This is a genomic window from Flammeovirga sp. OC4, from assembly GCF_000812565.1.
GTDB lineage: Bacteria > Bacteroidota > Bacteroidia > Cytophagales > Flammeovirgaceae > Flammeovirga.
Genome location: NZ_JTAM01000011.1, coordinates 119,120 through 141,020 on the forward strand (window position 1 = coordinate 119,120; position 21,901 = coordinate 141,020).

A 21,901-nucleotide genomic window follows, 5' to 3' on the forward strand; every position below is an offset into this window, starting at 1 on the left:
CCCAGTCTTGAAGGGAAAAGCGTTAAGAATTTCGTGGAATGAGCCGGTCAAAATGATTTTGCTGTTTGAGCATCTCAAAACGATGAAGTTTTGATCGAGTTAGCCTTTCAATAGGCGAGAGGAATGAAATTTAGCTTTTGACTTCTAAGCCTAGATTTTTTGCTTCGTTTTTCATCAATGGAAAAATGAAGAAGAAGGAAGCTTGAAAGTAGGCCCTATAAAACCTAGTAGAAATACGGATTGAAAGTTAAAGAAAGTTTAGTCTACAATTTAGTACACAATGCAGTTTGGAAACTTAAAGTTATTTTTAAAAGCACTTCTGTCAATACTCCCCATTATTTACAACTTTCCTTTTCGTCTCTCCCCTTTTTCATTGCGGTTTATACTTCAGTTACGGCTAACTAAATTAAAGCCCATAATAAATTTCTAAGTAAAATAACAGGTATAATTAGAGGTCAATTTAGTAGAAGAATAATAAAAATCATCATCATAATGAGAGGTGTCATAGTATTATTTACACTCCTTTAGCTATTTTTGCAACCGATACCGATTACTTATAACTACGCTTCGTTTTCCTATTTATTAATTTACTTTACTATTCAACATTATTACCATAAACTGTTTTAACTAACAAATACAGTTCAAAATGAAAAGATTAACTTGTTGATTGATGAAATGAAATCGAAGAAATTGATAGTATATAATCTCGCAATTTTTATTTAAACCAATAGCTATGTCAATTCAGGACAAAAAACAGATCGTCTTAACATTAGATGCCGGTGGAACTAATTTTGTATTTTCTGCTATGCAAGGTGGAAAAATGATTGTAGATCCCTACAGACTACCTTCAAACGGCGATAATTTAGAACAAAGTTTACAAAATATTTTAGAGGGTTTTAATCACGTTATTAAAGAATTAGGTGATCGTAAACCTGAAGCAATCAGTTTTGCATTCCCTGGTCCTGCGGATTACCCTAACGGTATTATTGGTGATTTAAATAACCTCCCTGGCTATAGAGGAGGAGTTGCCCTTGGACCAATGTTACAACACCACTTTGGTATTCCTGCATTTATCAACAATGATGGAGACCTTTATGCTTATGGTGAAGCAATTGGTGGGTTATTACCCGAAATGAATGCTCTATTAGCCGCAAATGGAAGCGAAAAGAGATATAAAAATATTATTGGAATCACTTTAGGTACTGGCCTTGGTGGAGGTATTGTAAGTAATGGTAACCTTCATATCGGTGACAACAGTATGGGTGGTGAAATTTGGTTGATGCCTTCAAAAGTATTGGACCATATCAATGCAGAGGAAGCTTCTTGTATCCGTGCCGTTCAAAAATTCTATAAAGAGTATTCAGGTGTTGATAATGCTGAATTGACACCTAAAGATATTTTTGAAATTGCTAAAGGTGAGCAAGAGGGTGATAAAGCAAGTGCTCAAAAAGCATTTGACACTTTAGGTGAAAACCTTGGTGATGTATTGTGTACTTTAGGAACTACGATTGATGCATTGGTTGTCATTGGCGGTGGTCTTTCTGGTGCTGCTGAATTATTTATGCCATCTGTATTGAAAGAGATGCGTTCTAAATACAATCATGGTGAAGACAGATTAGTTGCTGAAGTTTTTGATTTAACCAACGAGGACGAAAAAGCAAGTTTCGTGAAAAACAATCAGCACGAAATCAAAGTACCTTTTACTGATCACGTAGTGATGTATGATGCTTCTCCTAAGATTGGTGTAGGTGTTTCTAAAATTGGAACGAGTGAAGCGATTTCATTAGGTGCTTATGCTTACGCTGTAAGTCAACTTGAACAATAAAAACACTAGGTCATAGATTAAAATTTGTTTTCACTTATTTTATGATTTCATTTTAACTTGACGACCTAAACGTCTAATAATTAGATATATAATTACACTATTGTCATAACTAATTGTACTATCTCAACAAAGAGAAACTTTTAGATTGATGACAATAGTGTATTTTTTTGAACTTTAGTAAATTGCTAAAGAAGACAATAATCGGAGCTTGACAATTGCTCAAGACCTTAATAACCACAAAAAATTCAAAACAAAATCTTGTCCTTTACATTAAATAGATTGTCTTCATAAAACAATAACTAATTTTTATTTCAAACTCAATTAAATTATGGAATTACTTGCATGTGTTTTCGTGCTTTCAGTCTTATTTATGGGTTCTTACAGACTGTTAGCTAAATCGAATTAATTTTACCCTTAATTATTTATTCACTCCCTTAAACAGATTACATTTCTAGTTTGTACCTTTGCTGAAAAATTAATTTAAAGATACATCAATGCGTACAAGATTTGCTCCAACACCCAGCGGTTTCCTTCACATCGGAAACGCATTCTCTTTTATCCTTACTTGGATTCTAGCCCGACAAGAAGATGGAGAAATATTATTACGTATTGATGATATCGATAGTACAAGAACTAGAGACGAGTACATTGAAGATATTTTCAGGTCGATAGAATGGCTTGGATTAGACTATGACAATGGTCCTTTCAGTGTAGAAGATTTCCACAAAAACTGGTCACAAAAAATCAGAAATCACCGTTATACTTCTGCTTTTGAAAAGCTGAAAGAAAACGGTGATTTATTCGCATGTCAATGCTCTAGAAAACAAATACTTGAAACTTCTCCTTCGGGAATTTACACTGGTACTTGCAGAGATTTAAACTTACCCTTCGATACGCCTGAAACCGCTATCCGAGTAAAAACTTCTGATGTTCCTATCCTTTTGGAAGACCTTTTTATTGGAGACATCGCCGTCAATCTAAATGAGGTGATGAAGGATTTTGTACTCCGAAGAAAAGACGGAATTTATGCTTATCAATTGGCCTCTTTGATTGATGATATCGATGATAATATCGATTTTATTGTCAGAGGTGAAGATTTGGTCGAGTCGACTATTGCTCAAACTTTCTTGGCCAACAAATTAGAAGTTGATTCATTTGAAGAAATTGAATTCCTACATCACCCTTTGCTTGTCGATGAGAACGGTAATAAATTATCAAAGTCTCAAGGTGCTGATTCCATCAAAAACTTAAGAGAAGAAGGTATGACTCCTCAAGAGATTTACAGTCAATTTGCAGAGTTTTATTTAGGAGAAGAAACACATATTGAATCCTTAGATCAACTCTTAGAAATCAACTTTTTAGGATCAGAAGAGGATTTCGAAGAAGAATAAATTATTCACACAACATTGAACAGACTACTCAAGTAGAGAATAATAGTTATTGATTTTTAATAACGGTGGTCATCACATCTTTATTAAGATAAAAGTAATTTTGAAATATCAGTAAGTTACAATACCCCTATTTAGCAATCACTAATATTAGGACCAATGAACCGTAATGTATTTGCGGTAATGTAAGTGCCTGATCACTTCAAGATTTACTACCATAACAATTCATTAACATGAAAAACATTTTCAGTTCTCGAAAAGGAAATGTAGTTACCATCTACTTACCAAACCAATGCTTGAACGAACTATCAAATGATAATACCATGCAAATCATCAATGAAATTAATGTAATCAATGATGATACTTCTGTGAATATGGTAATCTTTAGGACGATTCAAGAAAACTTCTTCTTAAAGCAATCCAAAAGAGATGAAAATAATTTAGTTATCGAAAGCGATTATTTTATTTCTCTAAAAGAAAAAGTCCAAAATATGAGACCAATGACGGTTTCTATTGTGGAAGGAACTACCAATATGATAGGGTCTGAGTTTATCAAAGCTAGTGACCTTTCTTATGCTACTGAAGAAGCTACATTTGCTAATGGATTTGACCTTCAAAATCAAAGCCTAGAACAATATTCTGCACAAAAAGCGGAAGATCTTGGCATAATTACACGCTATGTTCCTTCAGACAAAATTGATATTACCCTAGATTACCTCCTTCATACATATGAATAATTCAATTTCTTTTTAGAAAAAGTATCTAAATCAGGGATTTATACTATCAATTTCTCAAAAAATACAGAAAAAATTTCAAATCCGTCAAAAGGATTTCTTAAATCGTTTTTTCCTCTACGAACTACTCCTTATTTTTGCAGTCGGTTTAGTGGCTTCTCATGTCTCATGATTTGATAAGTCCCTTTATTCAAGAGAATACAATATAAATAAAGACATAAAATGCTTAGAACGCATAACTGCGGAGAACTCCGTGAAGGCCATATTGGGCAAAAGGTGACATTAAGCGGATGGGCGCAAGCTGTCCGTGATAAAGGTGGTTTAATCTGGATCGATATCCGTGACCGTTACGGTATCACTCAGTTATTGATCGAGGACGATGGTAATGCTGCTGCTGAACTATTGGAGACTGCTCGTAAAGTAGGTCGTGAGTTTGTATTACAAGCTACTGGTGAAGTAATCGAAAGAGCGGCTAAAAACCCTAATATCCCTACTGGTAATATTGAGTTGCGTTTAAGCGATTTGGAAATTTTGAATGAGGCACAAACTCCTCCTTTCAAAATTGAAGATGAAACTGATGGTGGTGACGAGCTTCGTATGAAGTACCGTTACTTGGACATCCGTCGTAACCCTGTTCGTGAGAAATTAGTGTTACGTCATAAGATTGCTCAAGAAGTAAGAAGATATTTATCAGGTCAAGATTTCATTGAAGTTGAAACTCCTGTTTTGATCAAATCTACTCCTGAAGGTGCTCGTGATTTCTTGGTACCGTCAAGAATGAATCCAGGTGAATTTTATGCTTTGCCTCAATCACCTCAAACATTTAAGCAATTATTGATGGTCGGTGGTATGGACCGCTACTTCCAAATTGTAAAATGTTTCCGTGATGAAGATTTACGTGCTGACCGTCAGCCTGAGTTTACTCAAATTGACTGTGAAATGGCATTCGTTGATCGTGAGGACATCATCAACAACTTCGAAGGAATGATGCGTCACCTTTTCAAAATGGTGAAAGGTATTGAACTTCCTGAATTCCCAAGAATGGAGTATGCTGACGCTATGCGTGACTACGGTTCGGATAAGCCTGATACTCGTTTCGATATGAAATTTGTAGACTTAAACGATGTTGCTCAAAACAAAGGCTTCAAAGTATTTGATTCTGCTGAGATCGTTTTAGGTATTTGTGCGAAAGGTTGTGCTTCATACACTCGTAAGCAAGTCGATGAGTTAACGAAGTGGGTACAACGTCCTCAAATCGGAGCAAAAGGTTTAGTTTATGTGAAGTGCAACGAGGATGGTTCATTCAAATCTTCTGTAGATAAATTCTACTCACAAGACGACTTGAAAGCATGGGCTGAAAAAGCGGGTGCTGAAGCAGGTGACTTGTTATTAGTGTTATCTGGTGAGTTGGACACTACGCGTAAGCAAATGTGTGAACTTCGTCTTGAAATGGGTGAGCGTTTAGGTTTAAGAAACCGTCAAGAATTCTCTCCACTTTGGGTTGTGAACTTCCCAATGTTCGAAAAAGACGAAGAAACTGGTCATTACCACGCAATGCACCACCCATTCACATCAGTACTTCCTGAAGATGCTGAGATCTTGAAAACAGACCGTTACAATGCTCGTGCAAATGCGTATGACATGGTGATCAACGGTGTTGAAGTTGGTGGTGGTTCTATCCGTATCCACGACAAATCAGATCAAGCGGACATGTTCGATGCTTTAGGATTCACTCCAGAAGAAGCACAAGAGCAGTTCGGTTTCTTAATGAACGCTTTCGAATACGGTGCACCTCCTCACGGTGGTATTGCTTTAGGTTTCGACCGTCTTTGTTCATTATTTGGTGGTGTGGATTCTATCCGTGACTTCATCGCATTCCCGAAAAACACTTCAGGTAGAGATGTAATGATCGAGTCGCCATCAGTTGCTGATACTCAACAATTGAAAGACTTAAGTATCCAATTGGATATCAAAGAATAGATTTTTAGACGATACCGTTTAAAAGAATCAGCCAATCTGCATTATTGTAGGTTGGCTTTTTTTATCTTTAATCTTTAAGCTAAACTCCTTTCATTATGACTTACCAACGCAACCGCCTGCTTTATTTTATCTACATCGTCATTGTAATCGGCTTAGGTCTTTTATCAAGAACACGCATTACTCCTGAATTTATCTATCCCTACTTAGGCGATTTTTTCTATGCAGTGATGTTTTATTTTATCATCGCCTTCCTACTCTATAAAAGCCCATCGAAAACGATTTTGATCATCAGTGTATTGATTTGTTACCTGATCGAACTACAACAAATCTTGGATTATGATTGGCTGATCGCCATCCGAAAAACGACTATTGGCAGTTTGACCTTGGGGCATGGATTCCTTTGGAGCGATATTGTGAGTTATACTTTTGGTGGAATTGTGGCTTATGGGGTGGAGCATTTTGTTTTGAGGAAGGTTTAACTGGCATAAGTGTTAAATCCACTGGCGCAAGTGTTAAGCCGGAGGCGTCACTTGTGTCTATATTTTGAAGGAGTCTGTTGACTCCCTACCCCACAAACCATTCGGTTTACAAGAGAAAAGTTTTACAAAATTTGATCTTCCTATCATATCTGTTCCTTCGTTATGTGGATTCGGAAGTCTGGAAACTTTTCCGATTGTTAGAGCCAGAGAAGGTAACTAGTAGTTTAATTGATCTGTTTTACTGACAACAAGGAATAAGTGGAGGAAAATGATCTGCCTTTAAATCTTTTGCCTTAATGTTATAATGTTTCTTATTATTAACGATTACATATTCTATATCCCTTAAAGCATTTAAATTACCGTCTTCAAAATAGGACTTTCTTATCACTGTCAATGTGGTTAAATTAGGTAATTCTTTTACAAAAGAAGCTGATGGTACTACTGAACTGTCTATAATTTGTAACCTGATAAGTTTCTTCAATTCTTTGAGGTGCTCAAAACCAACTACATTTCTACAAAGTTGAAGCTTCAAATGAATTAAGGCATTTTTTGAACTGCAAAAGTCACTAATATCAACAGGTGATTTTGATGCAACTTGATGAAAATAGACACATTCTAAGTTTTTTAATTTCGATAAAAATTTAGTATTCTCAAATTTTGGTCTGACCAATTCTATTCTTTTGAGTTTAGTTAAAGACGCAAAGGTTTTTTCATTTAAAATATTCGATGTTGCACCATATAAAGTTAATTTTTCTAGATTAACTAATCTGTCTAAACCAATTAAGTTGGTTGCATAATTATTAGACAACTCCAATTGCTTTAAATTTGTTAAAGAAGCGATGTTTATTACCTGCTTCTTACAAAATACATGAATCTTCAAATCCTCTAAAGATATAATTTTATCAAGATCTTTGATGTTAGAGCTATCATTAATAGCAATACGAAGCTTCTTTAAATACTTCAATTGCAATAAAATTTTTATATCAAATGAATTTTCATCATACCCATAATTAGAACTTAATATAACATTTTCAATATTCATCCGATTAAAGTAATCTATTGAAAGCTTTGTATTATTCCCATCAAAATAATAAAAAGTGTCTTTATCATCTGGACTGTAATATTTATCAATTTCCATTTTCAGCTATAACTTTACTATGTACTTTATTGTTATGTAATTATCCTTCCGACACAAGTTCATAAACTATGTCTATATTTTGAAGGAGTCTGTAGACTCCCTAACCCACAAACCATTAAGTTTGCAAGGGAAAAGGTTTACAAAATTTGAACTTCCTATCATATCTGTTCCTTCGGTATGTTGACTCGGAAGTCTGGAGACTTCCCCAATTGTTAGACACAAGTGACGCCTATCGGCTTAACACTTGCGCCAGGAGTGATTTAGTTTAAAATTTCTTTTTTTAATATGTAAAGATCATCTAAATCATCATCTAACATTACTTTATATCTTTTCTTTTTTTTATCCATTAATAACCAGGAATTAAAACTAATAGAACCATCATCATATAAAATTTCGATATTTAAATGAGATACTAAAAATTCGATTAAAGCTTGTAAAGCAAAAGAATCGATCCCTGTAAAATATAACTCTATATGCATTAAAAAATCTCCTGATTTATAATTCTCAGTATCATAAATCAATAGTACATTCGTTATAGGTGAGTCAATTTCATCCATATGCTTTATTTGATTGTCTTCTAATTCAAAAAAGCTTTTAAGAACTTCTATTACTTTATGATTTGAGATTACTTTGCTAAATATGATAGTTTCTGATTTAAACATTTCTTTTGTTTTAAAAAAAATACCATCATTCTATTGGCACAAGTATTAAGCCGAAGACGTCACTTGTGCCATGTGGTTATTTTTCTCTGTTGACTCGGAACCGATTATTAGACATAAGTGATGTCTATTACCTAACACTTGCGCCAGAGAGGTAGCAACAAGCTATTATATATCAGCTAAAAAATGCACCTTTAAATAGAGCAAATAGTGTATCCAAAAATAAACGACTTCAATGAAACTTAGTGTAAGCAGACTAGAACTATCCGCAAAAATCAATTGGGGTAGAAAACATCTTACTTCTATTCTCAAAAAAACATTGCCTCTTTGGGGGATTGGAACCGTTATCAGTTTTACGGCTATCCCTTATCCTATTTTTGAAACGTGGATCAAAGGTTTTACTTTTTTTGGAATTCCGTCCTTACTGTATTTTGGTTCTTCTGCTATTTTTTATTTATCAAAAAGTAAATCAAAAATACGTTGTACAAATGAGGAATTGCATATTCAAAATGGTAAAGAGGAATTTAGAATACCTACTCAACAAATTGCTCAGTTTTATTTAAAGTATAATGCTAATAAAACTAGAAATTCAGATCAGGCAAAAGTAGATCTGATGCTCCTTACGAAAGACAATCAAGAGTTTGATTGTTTCAATGGAAAAGGATTACCTGCAATGGACGGTAGAGAACTCGAAGACAACCTTCAGCAATTTCTGGGTATAGAGGATTATTATGTGGAAGGTGAATACCAAGTGAAAGGCCATCAAAAAGAAAGTTTAATTGAAAGTGAACAAAATAAAGGAAAGCTTTTTGAAGGTAAAAAACTCGCTCATAACAATGTTCTTCAACTCCTTTATGAAGATGAAGAAAAGAAACGATTCTTGAGGGTCTTTGTATTGGACGGTGAGACCAAAGCAATGCTGGGAGAAGTTATTGAAGAGCATCAATTACAGGAGATTTTGCCGGAAGTGGAATAATAAAATATAAGTACCACTTGCACTAGAGGTAGAGTCTATACCTTCAAGCAGAATAAAAAAGCACATAGCATTTCTACTATGTGCTTCAATAGGAATTATTAATCCTTATTTTTTAATAAACTTCTTCGTGATGATCTGACCTTTAACCTCAATTCTGATAAGGTGTAAACCAGAAGTAAGTCCTTGAGTGTCCAATGTAAGTTGTTTATTTACAGCATTAAACTGAAGATTTTCTGACGAAACTATTCTACCATTTAGGTCAAAAATCGTGACCATAGCACTCAATGCTTCTTGAGAATTTAGTGCAATTGTCAGTTGCTGTGTTACCTCAGTTGGATACACGTTTACTTTCAATTCTTCCACTAAAGAATTACTCAAACGTGATACGCTCAACTCTGGATTTCTATCATGCCAGACTCCGTCTTTATACCATCCCTCATTCGTTCTGGATAAATCAGCAGTTTGTGTTCCGCTACCGTTATGGAATAGTAGATTGGTAGATGTAGCACTCTCGATGGTGTACTTATACCAACCGCTTCCTTCATCTATCATATTTTCTCCGGGCCAAGCTGATGATGCTCCGTTTGAAGCATTCCAATAGTGAATCATTGTGCTATTTCCCCATGAACTTTTGAAATGGATGGTCAAACCTGTTGGATCGACCGGCTTTTGGTCGTACCATTGTCCATCTCTGTACCAACCTGTTGAACTTCTTGATAAATCGGGAGATTGATACCCTGTATTATTATGGAATAAAAGATTGATGGAAGACACACTTGATGGAAACTCAAAAAACCACCATCCATCTGTTCCTTCTGTCAATGTTACTCCAGGCCATGTTGTGCTTGCAATACTGCCTATTGGAGAGGCATTCCAATAGTGAATGAATGGATTATCTACTCCTTGAAAGTACACTGTAAAACCACCTGTTGCTTCCGTTACTTCGTAAGTTGTTGATTGAGTAGTTGATGTATTTCCTGATGCGTCTACTGCAAAAGCAGAAACTACGTGTGTCCCTACTGTGTTTAAAGCAATGGATACACTACCTACTCCTGATGGTGATGAAGTGGTAGGTGTGGAACCGTCTACAGTATAATAAATGGTAGGGGTAATTCCTGAATTATCCGAAGCTGTAATACTTACGGTACCTGATCCACTGAAAGTTGTAGAAGGTGTCATTCCTAATGTTGGATCGGTTTCATCAACTCCTGTATCTAGCACTATCCATTGACCGTTTTCGAACCCTTTACCTTCGTTGCCACAAGTACTCCTATCATCGGTTTGACCTGCTCCTCCATTAGAGAAAATCACATTGGCACAAGTACCTCCCGTTACTTCATATTTCATCCATCCGCTTCCAATTTCAGGAGCAGAAACCATTGCTACACCTGGCCATGAAACAGGATTTTCTTCAACCACAGTTCCATTTTGAGAAACCTCCCAATAATACACATGAGAATATCCTTTTGCGTAAATCGTAAATGACTGAACAGGGTTGAAAGTGTAAGTCGCTGTTTCAACAGTTGATGCTCCCACTTCATTGTAAGCAATTGTTTTTAAAGTGACCGATTGTCCTTCTGTTCCTTGAATAGAAATACTACTTGAGTAGGGTGTTGAATTTTCGTCAGGAGTTGTCCCGTCCAATGTATAATAAATCACACCATCATATGTCGCTGTCAGTTGAACATTCACATTTCCGGTTGGGAAGTTTCCACCGTTTGGAGAAATCATCACATCGGGTACTTGTGGACCTGGGCAATTTCCTGGACAAGTGTCCGTCCATTGACCGTCTTTGTACCAACCCGTTCTTTCTCTTGAAAGGTCATCCGATTGTGCTCCTCCATTGTCATTAAACACAATGCCTGTACTCAAAGCGGTAACGGAAGCTTCATACCAACCATTGCCGATATCAGTCATTTGAACACCCGGCCAAACAGTATCATCCGTCACACCAACTGGCTCCGCATCATAGTGATGCATATAGGCAGAACCCCAATCTGATGGTTTGTAGAAATACACTGTGATTGGATCAATTTGACCAATAGAATATGATTTACTGGCCGAACCTGTACGTCCTTCGGCATTGACGCCAACGGCTTTTACAGTTGCTGATGCAGTCAATGTGAAAGGTCCTGCATAAGCCGTCCAATTCATATAATCCGCTGGATCTGCAGTCTCATCCAATGTATAGTAAATACTTGGGTTTGGATCGTCTGCATCTACTGCTGAGATAGAAACTGTAATGCTGTTTTCGTCATATCTTGTATCAGGTGAGATGGTGAGCACTGGTCTAGACACGAATGTATAGTTTTTACTGTATAATAAAATAATGCCTTCGCTGTCTGCATTAAATGAAACCTGACCTCCTGCTACTACCTGCATAGCACCCGTGTAATGATCTACAATGGTATCCCCTTCCTCATAATATTCTGATACATTGAATGTCACATTACCTTGGGCACCTACTGCTACAATCACACGGTCAGCAATTTCCAATTCTTGATTATTGTAATCACGAACAAAAGTATAAGGTGTATCTCCGATTTTTTGATGTGAACCTGCTCCTACAGCCGGGTGATCTCTACGGAATGTTCCTAACTTCTTCCACACTTCATGTTGGCTTGTATTGAAGTTGCCCCAGTTCATGTCTGAACGTGTATTTTGCTCTGCATCACTCCAATTTCCTTCCGGACGACCTGATTCATCACCGTAGAAAATTTGAATACCACCTGGCAATAATAAGAAACCTGGTGCAGCAGATTGTAAGCTACTTCTGTCAAACAATGGCACTACATCATGAGATGATAGGTAGCTTAATGAGTTCCAAGTTGGATCGTCGTTGATGGTTGCATATTCAGAATACAATGATTCCAATGAAGACGCATCACGTGATGAAACTCTTGCATCATTTTTCAGATTGAAGTTGATCACAGAATTAAACTGACCGTCTGTATGGTATTCCGATTTGTTTTTACCGTGACCCCAAACTTCAGCCGTCATCCAAAACTCCAGATCATCCATTGCTTTTTCTGGGTGCTCCGCTTTCCAATCTTTTAATGCCTGAATCGCATATTGCTTCAGTCTTGACCAACGTTCTAACTCTACGTGTTTTGCAGTGTCAATTCTAAATCCATCAATACCATATTTTCTTACCCAATCTGTCAACCAGAAAATCATATAGTTGGAAACTACTCTTGGAAGTCCTGTCGCATTGAAGAAGGCATCTAATTCCGCTTTTTTCTGATCGAATTTTCCTTCTTGCGTCCACTTCGTCACTAAGATTGGAGGGATACCTACTTCACCTACATCTTCTGTTTTCAAATCTGGTAAGAAACCTACACAGTTATCAATTCCTCCACCGGAAGAACACCCATCATAACCGTCAATATCTGGGTGACGCATCCAATCTGGCCCCCAATAATTCGAGATCCATGTTCCACCACTATTGTAATCTACGAACTTCTCGTGGTAAGAATGCCATGATTCACTTCCAGAAGGTTGCCAAGATCTCCAAGCTGGATCAACAGAACCGTAATTGTATTGTTCCATATCTTGCATGGTCACATACCCCGTGTGGTTCATTACTACATCCACCACGATACGGATTCCTCTACTGTGGGCTTCGTCTACAAACTCCTGAAAATCTGCTTCCGTACCCATGTTCTGATCGATTTCAGTCCAGTCCATCGCATAGTAACCGTGGTAACCGTAGTGACGGAATGAACCATCGGAACTACCGCCAACCCAGCCGTGCATTTGCTCTACAGGTGATGTAATCCAAATGGCATTGACACCGATCGACTCAAAATAACCTTCACGAAGTTTGGCCGTCATACCTTTCAAATCTCCTCCATGGAATTCACCCGCTGAAGAGTCATCGGTATAGTCTTGACCATTTCCATTTTTCCCTCTGTTGTAAGGATTATTATTGGATGGATCTCCGTCGTAAAAACGGTCCGTCATTGTAAAGTAAACCGTAGCGTTGTCCCATGTAAAGTTTGATTTTTTAGCCGGAACTGTAATGATTACATCGTCTTCCTCTTTAGTATAAGTGGCCGAAACTTCAGTTGATGAAGTGCCATTTAATACTGCGATCGCTTTGACAGTTGTTGTGGCTGTAATTGTCAATTCACTTTGATATATATCGGAAGAAGTCGTTGGAGTACTCCCATCTAAAGTATAGTAAATTGTCGCATCTGTTGTTCCTGAAAGCGTAACGGAAATCTGATTTTCGAAATTGGTCGATTGAGGAGAAATACTTGCATTTACTTCAATAGGAATAACAATATCAGGACAATCTACCGTACAAGTTGATGAAACTACACCTTGATCGTACCATGCAGTTCCGGTTATCGTAATATCTTCATCTTGGTTGGTATTGTAATCATGGATTACAAAGCTCGCTTCCTCAACTCCTGGTAACGTAACTTTGTACCAATCTTGTGTATCGGCTACTTTTTCCATGACAACGCCAGGCCATTCTGAATCTGCACTTACTCCTGCTGGAACTGCATTCCAGTGATGAGCATATAATGTCCCCCAGCCTGCAGGTTTTCTGACATAAACCACCATCTCAGGAAGTGACTCTCCTATATAATATTTGTGCTCCGCATAACCTATTTTTCCACCGCTATCTACTGCAATTGCTTTCACTGTTGTCGTCGTAGAAAGTGTGAATTCACCAGTATAAAGTGTAGATGAAGTAGTAGGTGTTGAACCATCAATAGTATAATAAATCGGTAAATCAATATCTTGATCATCAACAACTGAAAGCGTAACTTGAACGGGAGTATCTGATTGTAAAATAGAAGGATCAATGCTCACCAATGGATTTTCGTTTACACCTTCTCCTTTATCCCAAATAGAATAATTCAAACCATCAGCTTGTAATACCCAACCGTTTCCGCCTGGCGACCAAGAGGTATTACCAATACGAACGGCTACTTTATCATCAATAATCGCCGCATAGCCATTACCGTCTGATTGTTGGATGCTCACCGTACTGTTGTTGTAAATACCATTTGCTTTACGCAACGCTATCATTTTAGTGATCTCATCATAAATTCCATAATCGAATAAATGAGAATAGAAGACCATTGGTGATCCTGCATGCGTCAGGATATAAGCATACCCTTGTAAAATCTGAGAGTTTGAACTTGGATCATTCGGAAACGCTGACCCAGGGTGATCGCCTTGACGAACAGGTTCTGTATCATGATTCTCTAGGAAAGTCACTGAATTTTGTGGCCAAACACCTGCAACGCCCGGCATTTTCCCTCCATTGTTCAACGCTCCATAATTTCCATTTACGGCTTCATGCAAAGCGAACTTCAATGGAAAATCAAAAGCTGTAGAGGTGCCTTGTGTACCATCCATCCAATTGATGATGGTTTGTGTATCTCCAGTCCAGTTTTCACCAATAGAGATATACGGATTTGTAGCATTGTTGTATTCTGCGAAGAATCCAGCTCCAAAGCCATGAACAAAATCGTACCTCCAACCAGAGTAACCAATATCCGATTTCAGCCAGTTCATCCAATCCTTAATGGCCTGTCTCGTCTCGAAATCATTGTGGTTGATGTCTCTTGCGGCACTGTAAGGTGTTCCTGTATCAAAATCACCACAGCCTTGACCGGGAAATTGTTGGTTTACCTCGTCATCAGCCGTAATGGCATTACAGCCTAATTCAGGTTCGCAGAAGTCTGCCCAACCCACACACCCCACTCTGTGGTTGATCACAATATCAGCAATGGAAACAATGCCTTTACTGTTGAGGTGTGCAATAAGATCAATTAATTCTTGTTGAGTACCATAGTTAGAATTTAAGTCGTACCATTTACGTGGTAGGTAGCCTGCCCTATCTGCAGCATCGGAAGATGGCGGTAACCATACCCCATCGATTTCTGCTGATTGAATAGCATTGACTTTGTCGTTTAGATTGATCCACCAATTCTTGGTAGTAGCATCAGCGGATTCCCAATGAAAGCCTTGAAGGTAGACTTCTCTACCGTCAGCTTGTTGGGCGAATAGACTCAAGTTTGACCACAGAAGGCAGCCAATAAGCAAGAGCCATTGAGAGAGCAATAGTTTCATTTTCATTTCAAAAAAATTTGTACACAGTTCTGTAATGATGCCGGCCAATCATTACACTCATTTTATGCTAAATTAGAAAAGGTGTTATTCTAAATCGCACCGATGAGTTTTCGGGGAGGTTCAACGCTCAAAAGCACGTGCCATTATACAGATTGGTACTTGATAAAAATGAGGCTCAAAGGATGTTTATGGGTTTTATTATTTAGTAATGCAGATTAAAAAGGAGTTATAACTTTTATTTTTTTTGTCTATTCGTATATCTAATTTTATGGGATAGAGTAACTTTGTAAGGAGGCATTTTTTTAATTGAGACGTTTTGGGGAGTGTATCTCTCAGTATGCATCCCTTCACTGGCGCATGTGTTAAACCGTAGACGTCACTTGTGTCTATATTTTGAAAGAGTCTGTAGACTCCCTACCCTATAAACCATTTGGAAAATATTTAGAAAAATTCCTTCCTTATGTTGATTCGGAAGTCTGGAGACTTTTCCGATTGTTAGACACAAGTGACGCCTGTCGGCTTAACACTTGCGCCAGGGGGAGGAATGTATATTTATTGTTTCCATGGTTTTTTACCATACATAGCCTCAATATCTAAAGTATCTCCTAATAATTCATGTAGCCATGATGTAGGGTCATAATAGATAATTTCATTTGGTATAACTTCTCCTCCTTTTGTTTTATGATATAAACTATCTAAACCTGCAAAATGAATAATAGAATCACCTTCTTGAATTAAATCTCTACTATCACGATTTAAATAAATAAGAATTGAATCTGAATCACTTTTAAATTCAAACCATCCTCTACTAAGGTTTAGTATTTCATCTATCCTTAATTGTTGAGTTTCGTTGAATTTTAATTGAATTAATTGACGCGTTTCTTCGGCTCCTCCATAAGGTCCCAATACCCCCACGTATAAAAAGGGAATTGAATACAAAATAATTTTTAATATTTTCTCCATTATTCTTTGTGAAAGAAGTTTCGTAAATCACCAGTGAATATTTCACTTTTTCTATCCTTTGAAGGAGTCTGTTGCCCCCCTACTCCACAAACCATTAGGTTTACAAGAGAAAGGTTTTAGAAAATTTGATCTTTCTATCTTTTTTGTTCATTCGTTATATTGATTCGGAAGTCGGGAAACTTTTCCGGTTGTTAGACACAAGTGATGCCTATCGGCTTAACACTTGCGCCAAGGGGTGTATTAAAAATTGTACATGTACTCAACAAATTCTTTTGAATTAAGACCTAAAATCATACTTGAATGTTCTTTTATTACCTTTTTATCTTCAAGTGTAAAATTTTGATTCGTAAATAATTGGGTAATATATTGAAAGTAGTCTACAAGGAATATTAGAAATTTTTCAAAGTTTTCAGCACATATAAACTCTATTTCTTCTGATTTATAATTTGTGAGCAAATATTCATCAGCCTTTAGTAATACAATACTATTATCTTTTTTCAGGAGACAAAGTTTCATATGATCAAGTTCACCAAAAATAAAATGGTTATTTGTTATTTCAATTTCCTCATAGAAGATAAAATTCCCTATTCCAAAATTGCTTGCGTCAAATGCATAAATAAAGTCTTTCAAAAGGTCTCCTGTCTCTTCCTTCTTTTTAGTTAAACTCCATCCCTCTAAGATTAATTCTGATTCTTCGTCGTCTTCTGTGTAAAAATACATTTGCTCCATGTTCGGGAGGTTACACATTATTCTCTCACTTATTTCTAATAAAAATGTTTTTTTCATTGTTTAGCTTTCATTTCAAATTAATACGTTTGCCATGCTGAAGACAAGTTAATACTAATAGACAATTCTATCTCGAATATTTTTTGTTCTGTTGATTCGGAAGTATGGAGACTTTTCCATTATTAGGCACAAGTGACGCCTATCGGCTTAACACTTGTACCAAAGATTTATTTTTTCTTCTTCCTCCTCCAAGGCCTATCCCTTTCCCAATCACCAGCCATGATTGAACCATAAGGAAGCACTTCATCAATAACTTCGCCTAAACCAAATTCGTTCATTTGACTTCTTACCTGAGAAGCATTCTTATAGGCGGAAGGAAGCTCCGTCACATCAATTTTATCAAAGAAGAAACGAACATCTAGCCCTTCTGTTTCTTGTGCAAAAACTTCTTCGTTGGTCATCGCTTCTTTAGTTCTTCGATGTGCCGATCTGCTGACATTTCTACCCGCACCATGAGGAGCAAAACCAATATTGGTGTCGGTTGCTTTTCCTTTGACAATCAAAATTGGTTCTGCCATATTCATTGGAATCAATCTTCTTTCATCCTGCTCTTTGGAAAAAGGCGTATGAATTGGCGTTGCTCCTTTGGCGTGGTAAAATTGGTCACCTTCTTTGAAAACGAAATTATGCTCGTTCCAAAAGCGGTCTTGTACGTTCACTTTTAATTGCTCTGCTACTGCATCATGGATGCAGATGTGATTCTGTTTTGTCCATTTTCTAATCACTTTTAATGCATCCCAATAGGCTTGCCCTTCTTCTGTATCAAAAGGAATCCAAGCATTTTGCTTTAAAGTAGTTGGGGAAAGTGTTCTTCTGAAACGCTCGGCGGTTTGCATCGCTCTTTTGAAAAGTTTTGCTCCTACACCTCTTGACCCGTGGTGCGTTACTAACATGGTATTGCCGGTGGCTTTTGAAGTACCCACAAACAAGAAGTGATTCCCATCGCCTTGCGTTCCTAAATGTGCTCTCGCTGTTTTGATGATTTCTTCTCTGTTAGTGAAGAAATTACTTTTGAAAGCTTCTAGTAAATCAGTCGGAAACCTAAACTGCGTATCTCGATCTCTTCCTCCAGGACCAAAATGGGTAACGTTTTGTGCTACATCCAACACCTCTTTAGGATTTACTTTTCCTAAATCTGTCAACATCAAAGAACAGCAGATATCTGCACTGTGCATGCCAGGGTGAATTGCATTTTTTGTGACTACAATTCCGCCCACTGGGATCGTTCCTTTACTACCCGACGGACAAGCATCCGGCATTACTGCTCCATTGACTACAGTAGGTGTTTTCATCACCAAATTCATTGTATTTTTCACCGACTGAACATTGTTTTCTTCCAATTTATTTTCAGCTTTAATGTTCATGGCATACGGAATGGACTCTTGGTGTAATTCCATTTTGGGAGTGGTTTTGAATTGCTTCAAATAGTCCTTCATTTCTTCGTCTGACAAGTCATTCGAATTGATGTACTCAAGGGCTTCTTTGAACCACTTCCCTGGGGTATAACCCATCGCTATTAAGGTATTTCCATTAATCATTTTGTGTTTTATTTTTTTGATAGTTCAAAGGTGAAAGGCTACTACGCAATCATTTTGCGTAGTTGTAAATAATTTCTAATTTTATTTTATGGCACAAAATAAAAACGCTCTAATCCGATATAAAACCATCGACAAATGTCTTCAGAATAAGTACAGAAAATGGACTTTGAATGACTTGATTGAAGAATGCTCGGAAGCTCTTTTTGAATACGAGGGAAGGGATATTAATGTGAGTAAAAGGAGTATTCAATTGGATATTCAAATGATGAGAAGTGATAAACTCGGTTATAATGCTCCTATTATAGTTTATGATCGAAAGTATTATAAATATGAAGATGAGGAGTATTCCATCACCAATATTCCTTTGACTGAAAATGATATGAGCGTACTTTCTGAATCAGTAGAAATGCTCAAACAGTTCAAAGATTTCTCTCTTTTTTCTGAATTAAATGGCATTATACAAAGACTGGAAGACAAGGTCTACAGCGAAAAAAGTGATCAAAATGCTATTATTCATTTAGATAAAAATGAAGGTTTAAAAGGGCTTGAACATTTGGATACTTTATATCAAGCGATTCTTAAAAAGGTTTGTCTAGTGATAGAGTATCAATCTTTTACTTCAAGAGTGCCTTCATCCATTAACCTCACTCCTTATATTTTGAAGGAATACAACAATAGATGGTTTGTGATTGGTAGAAAAAGAAAACGTGAAATCCTAACATTAGCATTAGACCGAATTATCAATATCAATTATGATTTTGAAAAAGTCTATAATAATGACGGATTTGATGGGGATGAATATTATAAAAATACAATCGGCGTCACTGTTCACCCTGCCGAATATGTTGAAACCATTCAATTAAAAATTGATCGAAAAAATGCTCCTTATGTCGTCACCAAGCCTTTACATCATTCTCAAAAAGTCCTTAGCAAAGAAAAGGATGGTAGTATTACTGTCGAAATAACAGTCCATGTTAATTACGAATTGGAACGTCTTCTTTTAGAGTTTGGAGCATCACTTGAGGTGTTAGCCCCTTTTAAATTAAGGAATAAAATGAAAAAAATACTTTTGAAAGGATTGGAGCTTTATCAAGATGAAGAAACCTCATAAACCTCAATTCACTAAATCCCACAACGGGTGCAAGTGATGGGTTACTCACTGGCGCAAGTGTTAAGCCGGAGGCGTCACTTGTGTCTATATTTTGAAGGAGTCTGTTGACTCCCTACCCTACAAACCATTTGATTTACAAGGGAAAGGATTTATAAAATTTGGTCTTCCTATCTTATCTGTTCCTTCCTTATGTTGATTCGGAAGTCTGGAGACTTTTCCGATTGTTAGACACAAGTGACGCCTGTCGGCTTAACACTTGCGCCAGAGGGATTAAAATGAAGAAACCCCATAAACTTCAAATCACTAAAATTTATGGGGGTCTTATTTAACTTCTAAAATCAAAACAAAAAACTTCACCTTCGAAATTCCGAATTCTCTTCTTTAGAAATTGCTCTTCTCTCCAAAACAGAGGAAACTGTTGTGTCTTCTTGAAACCAAACTTCTGAGGAAGCTTGGTATACAATGATTTTGGAGGTCGACAATCCTCTAACTTCTTAAAATAATTACCACTTTCAAAAGTGTGATAATAGATTTTATCCACTCCAATTTCTTTCAATAGAAAATGAATAGAACACATCAGCATGGCTTCAGACCAATATTGATTGTACTCTTTTAATGATGTGATGTATCGATCTAAACCTTCCAAAGAAACATAATCTGTGATCCAATGGTTCTTCTGTTTTTTCTCTGGTGTTGATTTTATTTTTCGATGAATACTTAAAGCATCTCTTAACCAATCATTCTGAATTTCTTCTATAAAAGCTTCTCCTGTATCTAAATTAAAATCGATCCTCGACCAAGCCATAGTATTGTTCTTTTTCGATATCGGATGACAGTAACTTACAAATGGATGCCACTTTTTCACCTTAAAGTTCTTCCTGTAAAGTAAGTCGTGTTCAAAATCAAAATTCAGCTGAAGAACCAAGTTTTCACCCGGTAATGAGGTTTGATACCAATCATCATTTCGATGCTTCTCATATTCCCCCCAACGGTCTAAAGTGACTTTAAAATATTTCAAACTTTCTTCCTCTACTGAAGCTAAACTCTCCTTCGAAAAATGTGCATTCCCACTTTTAGCCGTTAAACGATTAAAAGCAGGTTTGTTCAATAAAAATTCAAAAGCACTATTCTTCAGCGTAGATTTTGAATTAAGGTTTTGTGCGATGGCCATTTCTAAAAAATGACGTACGTATTCTTCTTTTTTATATGGAAAATAGTTTTGTTCCACATCTGTAGATGCTAGAACAAGTTCTAATATATCGGTTTGCATAACGATTTGTGATTGCAATTTGGACTTCATGTTTTATGCCCGTCAAGACATGGGAGTCCAATCCTCACCAAATCAGTACTCTGCTTCCTGTTTAATGAGGTGATAGACTCAACGGTGTTGGGTTTACTTTATCCATCATTATTTTTTGATCATTAATTTGAAAAACATAATTCTTAAATTTTAATCGTGTTAGATTGCTTTATTTTGTGGTTCTCTAGCTCCATGTTTCAAGTGTTAAGCGTGAGCGTCACTTGAAACTAAATATTGGCGAAGTCTCCTGACTTCGAACAGACATTAAAGAACCATCTCTTACCTCATCCCTCTTACCTCTCTAAACTCTGTTCCTTTATAAACCTTCACCGCATTACCTCTTTCCAAGGCTAGATGATTCACCCATTGCTGTTCCAGTTTTTCTTTGGTTTGTTCAAGGCGTAAAAGTTCAAACTTCTCTTTCATCTTCTCCAATGCTTTTTGCTTGTTCTGATGCTGAGATTTTCCATCCGAGACTTCCACACTAATACCACTTGGAAGATGAATGACACGAACGGCTGTTTCCACTTTATTTCGATGCTGACCACCAGGACCTGCCCCTCTGAATGTTTGGAATTGCAGGTCTTTGGTATTCAATTTTTCGACCACTTTCTCTTGGAAAAAATCAATGGCAACAAACCAATTCTTGCGTTTGTGGAACTTCCTAAAGGGACTTTTGCCTATCCACTGAATGCTTCCTTTCCATTCCTTTAGCTTCTCTTCCAAATCATTTCCAGTCACTTTAATAAGCACTGAACTGATCGTATGATGCAAAGGACCTTCTGACCTAGAAAGTACTTGATGATTGATATTTTTTGATTTTAAATCATCCAATACTTCTTTCAAAAGCTTAGCGACTACCCAACAACATTCAGCCGGACCTCTTCCTGAGGTGATCTGAATAAATAATTCTGAATTACTCTTTCCCATC

Annotated in this window: 15 protein-coding genes; 7 read left to right on the plus strand and 8 right to left on the minus strand. The window is 36.8% G+C overall.

Going from position 1 to position 21,901, the window contains the following annotated elements; all coding sequences use genetic code 11:
- The first annotated feature begins 733 nt into the window (after window positions 1-733).
- The 5 genes from PL77_RS10495 (at window position 734) to PL77_RS10515 (ending at window position 6,406) form a co-directional block, all read left to right on the plus strand.
- The gene (locus PL77_RS10495) at window positions 734-1,825 is read left to right on the plus strand and encodes an ROK family protein (protein ID WP_044204584.1); all 1,092 of its coding nucleotides are present in this window, start codon (window positions 734-736) and stop codon (window positions 1,823-1,825) included.
- Window positions 1,826-2,319: 494 nt separating this feature from the next.
- A complete protein-coding gene (locus tag PL77_RS10500) occupies window positions 2,320-3,216 on the plus strand; it encodes a glutamate--tRNA ligase family protein (protein WP_044204586.1) in 897 nt (298 codons plus the stop codon).
- Window positions 3,217-3,446: 230 nt separating this feature from the next.
- The gene (locus tag PL77_RS10505; protein WP_044204588.1) at window positions 3,447-3,950 is read left to right on the plus strand and encodes a hypothetical protein; all 504 of its coding nucleotides are present in this window, start codon (window positions 3,447-3,449) and stop codon (window positions 3,948-3,950) included.
- Between the two features lie 219 nt (window positions 3,951-4,169).
- Window positions 4,170-5,927 (plus strand): aspartate--tRNA ligase, encoded by a 1,758-nt coding sequence (gene aspS / locus PL77_RS10510; protein ID WP_044204591.1) that lies wholly within the window; start codon window positions 4,170-4,172, stop codon window positions 5,925-5,927.
- 95 nt (window positions 5,928-6,022) lie between these two features.
- A complete protein-coding gene (locus PL77_RS10515; RefSeq protein WP_044204593.1) occupies window positions 6,023-6,406 on the plus strand; it encodes a DUF2809 domain-containing protein in 384 nt (127 codons plus the stop codon).
- 238 nt (window positions 6,407-6,644) lie between these two features.
- On the opposite strand, the gene PL77_RS10520 is transcribed toward PL77_RS10515, so the two are convergent.
- The gene (locus PL77_RS10520; RefSeq protein ID WP_044204595.1) at window positions 6,645-7,544 is read right to left on the minus strand and encodes a hypothetical protein; all 900 of its coding nucleotides are present in this window, start codon (window positions 7,542-7,544) and stop codon (window positions 6,645-6,647) included.
- Window positions 7,545-7,804: 260 nt separating this feature from the next.
- The gene (locus PL77_RS10525; protein WP_044204597.1) at window positions 7,805-8,206 is read right to left on the minus strand and encodes a hypothetical protein; all 402 of its coding nucleotides are present in this window, start codon (window positions 8,204-8,206) and stop codon (window positions 7,805-7,807) included.
- A gap of 232 nt (window positions 8,207-8,438) precedes the next feature.
- Here PL77_RS10525 and PL77_RS10530 point away from each other — a divergent pair, with 232 nt between their 5' ends.
- A complete protein-coding gene (locus PL77_RS10530) occupies window positions 8,439-9,179 on the plus strand; it encodes a hypothetical protein (protein WP_044204599.1) in 741 nt (246 codons plus the stop codon).
- 105 nt (window positions 9,180-9,284) lie between these two features.
- On the opposite strand, the gene PL77_RS30415 is transcribed toward PL77_RS10530, so the two are convergent.
- From PL77_RS30415 to PL77_RS10550, 4 genes are all read right to left on the minus strand, one after another.
- A complete protein-coding gene (locus tag PL77_RS30415; protein WP_052444305.1) occupies window positions 9,285-15,278 on the minus strand; it encodes a starch-binding protein in 5,994 nt (1,997 codons plus the stop codon).
- Window positions 15,279-15,824: 546 nt separating this feature from the next.
- A complete protein-coding gene (locus tag PL77_RS10540) occupies window positions 15,825-16,235 on the minus strand; it encodes a hypothetical protein (RefSeq protein ID WP_044204601.1) in 411 nt (136 codons plus the stop codon).
- 240 nt (window positions 16,236-16,475) lie between these two features.
- Window positions 16,476-17,021: a hypothetical protein gene (locus tag PL77_RS10545; RefSeq protein ID WP_044204603.1), complete on the minus strand. Its 546-nt coding sequence runs from the start codon at window positions 17,019-17,021 to the stop codon at window positions 16,476-16,478.
- A gap of 167 nt (window positions 17,022-17,188) precedes the next feature.
- Complete coding sequence (locus PL77_RS10550; protein WP_044204606.1) at window positions 17,189-18,559, minus strand: RtcB family protein; 1,371 nt, start codon at window positions 18,557-18,559, stop codon at window positions 17,189-17,191.
- A gap of 88 nt (window positions 18,560-18,647) precedes the next feature.
- Between PL77_RS10550 and PL77_RS10555 the strand changes: the two genes are divergently transcribed.
- A complete protein-coding gene (locus PL77_RS10555; RefSeq protein WP_044204608.1) occupies window positions 18,648-19,670 on the plus strand; it encodes a YafY family protein in 1,023 nt (340 codons plus the stop codon).
- Window positions 19,671-19,995: 325 nt separating this feature from the next.
- On the opposite strand, the gene PL77_RS10560 is transcribed toward PL77_RS10555, so the two are convergent.
- Window positions 19,996-20,970 carry a hypothetical protein gene (locus PL77_RS10560; protein ID WP_156152316.1) on the minus strand — a complete coding sequence of 325 codons (975 nt, stop codon included), beginning with the start codon at window positions 20,968-20,970 and terminating at the stop codon, window positions 19,996-19,998.
- A gap of 279 nt (window positions 20,971-21,249) precedes the next feature.
- Complete coding sequence (gene prfH, locus PL77_RS10565) at window positions 21,250-21,900, minus strand: peptide chain release factor H (protein ID WP_044204690.1); 651 nt, start codon at window positions 21,898-21,900, stop codon at window positions 21,250-21,252.
- Window position 21,901 lies beyond the last annotated feature (1 nt).

What these genes read in the sequence shown, in the direction of transcription:
- PL77_RS10495 (WP_044204584.1), top strand. Translation starts at nt 734, where the DNA reads ATGTCAATTCAGGACAAAAAACAGATCGTCTTAACATTAGATGCCGGT.
- PL77_RS10500 (WP_044204586.1), top strand. Translation starts at nt 2,320, where the DNA reads ATGCGTACAAGATTTGCTCCAACACCCAGCGGTTTCCTTCACATCGGA.
- PL77_RS10505 (WP_044204588.1), top strand. Translation starts at nt 3,447, where the DNA reads ATGAAAAACATTTTCAGTTCTCGAAAAGGAAATGTAGTTACCATCTAC.
- aspS (WP_044204591.1), top strand. Translation starts at nt 4,170, where the DNA reads ATGCTTAGAACGCATAACTGCGGAGAACTCCGTGAAGGCCATATTGGG.
- PL77_RS10515 (WP_044204593.1), top strand. Translation starts at nt 6,023, where the DNA reads ATGACTTACCAACGCAACCGCCTGCTTTATTTTATCTACATCGTCATT.
- PL77_RS10520 (WP_044204595.1), bottom strand. Translation starts at nt 7,544, where the DNA reads ATGGAAATTGATAAATATTACAGTCCAGATGATAAAGACACTTTTTAT.
- PL77_RS10525 (WP_044204597.1), bottom strand. Translation starts at nt 8,206, where the DNA reads ATGTTTAAATCAGAAACTATCATATTTAGCAAAGTAATCTCAAATCAT.
- PL77_RS10530 (WP_044204599.1), top strand. Translation starts at nt 8,439, where the DNA reads ATGAAACTTAGTGTAAGCAGACTAGAACTATCCGCAAAAATCAATTGG.
- PL77_RS30415 (WP_052444305.1), bottom strand. Translation starts at nt 15,278, where the DNA reads ATGAAAATGAAACTATTGCTCTCTCAATGGCTCTTGCTTATTGGCTGC.
- PL77_RS10540 (WP_044204601.1), bottom strand. Translation starts at nt 16,235, where the DNA reads ATGGAGAAAATATTAAAAATTATTTTGTATTCAATTCCCTTTTTATAC.
- PL77_RS10545 (WP_044204603.1), bottom strand. Translation starts at nt 17,021, where the DNA reads ATGAAAAAAACATTTTTATTAGAAATAAGTGAGAGAATAATGTGTAAC.
- PL77_RS10550 (WP_044204606.1), bottom strand. Translation starts at nt 18,559, where the DNA reads ATGATTAATGGAAATACCTTAATAGCGATGGGTTATACCCCAGGGAAG.
- PL77_RS10555 (WP_044204608.1), top strand. Translation starts at nt 18,648, where the DNA reads ATGGCACAAAATAAAAACGCTCTAATCCGATATAAAACCATCGACAAA.
- PL77_RS10560 (WP_156152316.1), bottom strand. Translation starts at nt 20,970, where the DNA reads ATGAAGTCCAAATTGCAATCACAAATCGTTATGCAAACCGATATATTA.
- prfH (WP_044204690.1), bottom strand. Translation starts at nt 21,900, where the DNA reads ATGGGAAAGAGTAATTCAGAATTATTTATTCAGATCACCTCAGGAAGA.